Source organism: Actinomycetota bacterium, from assembly GCA_035540895.1.
Classification (GTDB): Bacteria; Actinomycetota; JAICYB01; order JAICYB01; family JAICYB01; genus DATLFR01.
Window position 1 is genome coordinate 1 of sequence record DATLFR010000239.1, and the last position, 3,137, is coordinate 3,137.

The 3,137-nt window shown below is 70.9% G+C and carries 4 protein-coding genes; 1 reads left to right on the forward strand and 3 read right to left on the reverse strand.

Going from position 1 to position 3,137, the window contains the following annotated elements:
- The 3 genes from VM840_13355 to VM840_13365 form a co-directional block, all read right to left on the reverse strand.
- The coding region (locus VM840_13355) for a hypothetical protein (protein HVL82571.1) at positions 1–300 on the reverse strand (300 nt) is incomplete at its 3' end.
- The gene (locus VM840_13360; protein ID HVL82572.1) at positions 290–847 is read right to left on the reverse strand and encodes a hypothetical protein; all 558 of its coding nucleotides are present in this window, start codon (positions 845–847) and stop codon (positions 290–292) included. The genes VM840_13360 and VM840_13355, both read right to left, overlap by 11 nt.
- Complete coding sequence (locus VM840_13365; GenBank protein ID HVL82573.1) at positions 844–1,767, reverse strand: hypothetical protein; 924 nt, start codon at positions 1,765–1,767, stop codon at positions 844–846. The genes VM840_13360 and VM840_13365 overlap by 4 nt, the downstream gene beginning before the upstream one ends.
- Before the next feature lie 171 nt (positions 1,768–1,938).
- On the opposite strand from VM840_13365, the gene VM840_13370 reads away from it, so the two are divergent.
- A partial coding sequence (locus VM840_13370) for a phosphodiester glycosidase family protein (GenBank protein HVL82574.1) occupies positions 1,939–3,137 on the forward strand: 1,199 nt, incomplete at its 3' end.

A 3,137-nucleotide genomic window follows, 5' to 3' on the forward strand; every position in this document is an offset into this window, starting at 1 on the left:
CGTAGCGGACCGGGCTTCCGCCGCCTCCAGGACCCAAGCCTTCTCGGCAGACGCGCCTTCGAACGCCGGCAGCGTATGACCGCTCGTGTAGAAGCGGTTCTGGGTCAATAGCGTGAGGGTGTGGTCGACGCCGGCGTCTCCCGTGTGCAGGGACTGCTCCCACAGCCGATCCGCCCTCACCGCGTTCACGTCACCGACGCTGCGGACCGCCATCGTGGTCAGGATGGTGACGATGATGGCCCCGAGGAGGATCGCGCCGATCATCGCGATCCCGCTCTCGTCGCGCGACCTACGCCACATTGCGCAACCTCACCGTGGTGGTGACGGTGCGCGGCCCGGCGTGGCGTCCGGGGGCCGCATCGGCCGTGAAGCTCAGTCCGACCTCCTGCGCCCTCGAGGGGTCGGTGACCGCGGCCCCGTCGCGGCGGAAAGTGAAGGCCGGGCCGGCCACCAGGTCCGGGGCGACGATCGACTTCGACTCCTCAAGGGTCCCCTCGGCCACGATGCGGAACAGGGCGCTCGTGCCGCCGTGCGCCGCGACCGTCCACACCGTGCGCTCGTTGGGCGAGATCGCTCCGTCGCGGTTGCGGTCGATACCCATGTGCAGGCGCGTGGCATGCGAATCGGAGTAGATCCGGTGGGCCTGTCGTGCCTCCTTGCCGACGCGCTCCGTGGCGACCCGGAGCGAGTCCAGGGCCCGGGAATGGTGTTCGGTGTACGAGTCCGTGCGCGTGGCCGCCCCGAGCGCGGCCGTGGCCAGCAGGAGGACGACCATGGAGATCAGCGTTCCGATCATGAGCTCGGCGAGGGAGAGCCCGTCCTCGCCCCTCAGCACGGCAGCGATCACGTGATCACCAGGTACCCGACGAGCGTCCATCTGGGTGCGTCCTCGGTCGCTGCGCGGATGACCATGCTCAGCTCGTGGGTGCCGCGGGCCGTGCCGCTGGGGACGTAGATCGATGCGAAGAAGCGTCTGGTCTCCCCTATGGCGACGGTTCCCGTGTCCTTCGTGCCGTTGCCGTTCGTGTCCGTGAGGGCGGTCCCGGGGGTGCCGCTCGAGGTCGCTGCGACGAGGGTGACGGACACGCCGCCGGGGGCCCCCTGGAGCTGGAGCTCGAACGCCTGGGCCACGTCGTGGTTCACGACCTCGTACGGGATATCGGCGGTAGCGCCCGGCGACACGGAGACGGTGGCCGGTCCGAGCTGCGACGCCTCGCCCTTGGACACCGCGTTCCCCCGCCGGGCCGGGGAGATGAAGGTGGATGCCGAGTAGCTCAGCGGGCGCCGTCCGCCCTCGGAGACCACCCGGACGACGACCCGCTTGTGGTCCTGCTGGGCACCGCCCTGCGTGTTCGCGTCCACCCAGGTGACGTACCGGCTGACCCGGAACCTCGTCTCCCCGCTCGCGCGGGGTGCGTTGTACCGCATGGAGTTCGCGCAGCCCTCGTGGTGGGGGGCCGAGTCCCAGAGCCAGGCGTCCGCGGTCGTGGGAGTGCGCCGGGGGACGGTTACGATGCGCTCGGGGAGCAGGTGGGTGGCCGGCCTGAAGAAGCCACCCACGACCGCGGGGTCACCCGACGGGAGGGTGTCATGGCCCAGCCGCTCGTAGGGGATCGTCCGGGCGCACTCGATGGCCTCGTCTCCCACCGCGGTGGCCTTCTGCAGCACCTTGGAGGCCAGCGCGGAGTTGAGGTTGGCCGAGGTGGCGCCGCTCAGCAGCGCTATGACCAACGAGACGAGGCCGAGGGCGGCGATCGCCTCGACCATGGAGAAACCAGATTCTGCCCCGGGGGCGTCCCTCCCCATACGCGGTGCGTACCCCAGGTGCGGGAGGGGCAAACCTCCGCGGCTCCCCCGGCCCGAGATGTCCGTTATGCCCTGACCCGATGGGGGCGGCAGGGTCGCTCGGGGGCCTCGCCGAACCGATGTATGGAGCGTATGAGACAAGTCAGGCTGCTCGTCCTCATCCTCCTGGTCGCGCCGCTCCCCGCGCGGGCCCAGACGCTGGCTCCAGCCGGGTTCTCCCCGACCGCCCAGGAGGTCCTCGTGCGGGGCGTGACCAGGTACGCCGCGTCGCAGCCCGGTCGCCAGATGGTGCATGTCGCTCGCATCGATGCGGGGGCGGCGGTGCGGATCGGCACCGGTCTGGCCTTCGATCGGGTGGCCGTCCCGCAGCGGGAGCCGACCAGCTCCCTCTGCAGGAGGATGAACTGCCTGGTTGGGGTGAATGGGGACTTCTTCTCCTTTGAGACGAAACAACCCATGGGGGGCATGGTTGACAACGGGGTGATGGTGCGTTCGCCGTCGGACCGGGTCCCCCATCTGGTGGAGACGGAGGACGGGCGCTGGCGGTCCGAGCCCCTCGGATGGTCGGCCTCGGTCACCTATCCGGGAGCGGACAGCGTACCCCTGGCCGGGGTGAACATCACCCCCGTCCCGGACTCTGTCGTCCTCTACACGGCGCACTGGCAGGCGTCGACCTCGACCGGCTCCGACTCCGCGGAGATGACGGTCGGTCTGTCCGGCCCGGTGGCGCCCGCCCAGGTCCAGGCGCTCGCGCCGCGGGCGTTCACGGACGGCGTGGGCAACGCCGCCGTTCCCCCGGACGGGGCCGTCCTGTCCGGACACGGCGCCGGCGCCGAAGCGCTCCGCCGCCTCTGGGCCCGGATGCAGCCTTCGGACGATCCCGCGTCGCTCGTCGAGGGTGCGACCAGGACCTTCACGGGCGAGGGGGAGCCGAAGCTGGAGCTCCGCTCCCAGACGCGGGTGGCAGGTGTACGAACGGTGATCGGAGGCGGACCGGTCCTGGCCGCGGACGGGAAGGTCGCCGAGCTGCCCACGAGCGCGTTCTCGACCCGACGGCACCCACGGACGGTCGTCGGATGGAACGACGCCGGTCAGCGCTGGATGGTGACGGCGGACGGCCGCCAGCCGGGCTACAGCGAGGGCATGACGCTGTACGAGGCGGCCAGGTTCGTCTTGGACCTGGGGGCGACCGACGTCCTCAACCTGGACGGAGGGGGGTCCACTACCTTCGTGAAGCAGGGACGCGTGGTGAACCGGCCGGTGAACGGTCAGCCGGGTACGGAGCGCCCCGTCGCCAACGCCCTGCTAGCGATGGCCACGGAGCCTCTCAC